Source organism: Nostoc sp. UIC 10607 (assembly GCF_047228265.1).
Taxonomy (GTDB): Bacteria; Cyanobacteriota; Cyanobacteriia; order Cyanobacteriales; family Nostocaceae; genus Nostoc; species Nostoc foliaceum_A.
On sequence record NZ_JBIQNW010000182.1, the window covers coordinates 1 to 1,441 of the forward strand.

The window sequence follows — 1,441 nt, forward strand, 5'->3', positions numbered from 1 at the left end:
GTCTCTTTTGCAAGCTGCCAACCCTCACAGAGGTCGTGTAATTTTAACCAACCTCGCCACAGTACCTGGATACCAATAGGTGTTTTACTTCGATGTTCTAAGTAGCCGCCAAGACGAGCTACAGCTTCAACAGCCCAGCTAACTGTTAGCACTTTGGGGAGTTTGGGAGACTTAGCTTTTAAAATCTTGAGTTCAAGGGGATTAAGAATTTCAATGGCAGGGGCTAAGGGCTGAGTGCGGTGGAGATAAGTTAAGCGCAAAAGCTCAACAGCTATTACGCTTAAAAAACCAATGAGGGTCTTCATCCCATCAGCAGCAAGCCTATATTTTTCTACCTGACATCCAGACTTAAAAATTTTATGGTATTCTTCAACACGCCAACGATAAGTATACCAGCGTAAAACTGTAGAAGCCATCTGGACATCTGCAATAACTTCCGTAGTCAACAACATCCACTCCACAGGTGTTTCACCATCTGGGCAATCAATCTCAGTGGCATAAACAGCATATACGGGTAGAGGTTCACGGTTATCAAAACGATAGGGAGTACGGAGATTGACCGGACAAAATCGTACAGCCAGCTTGGTTTTACGGGCAGAACGCTGTCCAGTCTGGGGTAATTCGATTTCCTGTTCAAAACTGGTAGGTTGTGCAAGGAGTTTTGACCAAAGACGCTCGCTCTCGGAATCTAAACTGCGGTTATGAGCCGCGCGAATAAGAACTCCGGTGTGCTGGAGTTGGCGAACTTTATCGAAAACTTCTGTAATATCACCTTCCCGGTCGAAAACATGAATCACTTGCGTGTGCTTACTCACAAGGTTTTTTATAGTGGTGAGCGCTTCTACCCACCTGTAAGATTCTTTCTGTTCAAAGGGACGGTTTCGGGCTTCTTTACGTGCTGCTGCTTGCCGTTTTTTCTTCTGTGTTGGAGTTTCATCTTTTGGCGGTTTCTGTTTTGCTTCTCGATTCCAAAGTTTTTGCCACAACAGACCTATTGATTGGCCTTTGTCCGGTTCTATGGCTAAAGCACTGTGTAATATTAAACCGTTACCTCCCTTACCAATTGGGCCGTAACCTTCTTTTTTAGCCTCAATACTGCCATAATCAAAAAAAGTCGTGTCTCCAACACACAGCACTACGTCGCACTCTGCAACAGTTTCCGCAGTCATTTGGCAATGCGGCTCAATCACGCTGGGAAATTGCACTTTTGGATTAGCAAAAACTCATAAGCCCTTTTAAGTACGGTTCCATTACTGAAAACTTCCGACAGCGCTTTGCCGAATCCCAAACTTAGAGCATACCCGATTGACATTGCACGCTCATTCAATCGGCGATCGCCTAGAGATATGGTTGCAAAATTCTTTTCCCACCAGTCCAGCATTGCTTGTTACCTTTAGCACCCGATTTCAATTACTGTACCGTATTTGCTGTGCTGTTTCTT

At 44.8% G+C, this 1,441-nt stretch carries 2 protein-coding genes; both read right to left on the minus strand.

From position 1 onward, the window contains the following. A partial coding sequence (locus ACEYW6_RS36220; protein ID WP_412983607.1) for an IS4 family transposase occupies positions 1–1,169 on the minus strand: 1,169 nt, incomplete at its 3' end. A gap of 17 nt (positions 1,170–1,186) precedes the next feature. Next, complete coding sequence (locus ACEYW6_RS36225) at positions 1,187–1,381, minus strand: transposase DNA-binding-containing protein (protein WP_174709492.1); 195 nt, start codon at positions 1,379–1,381, stop codon at positions 1,187–1,189. Positions 1,382–1,441: the final 60 nt, after the last annotated feature.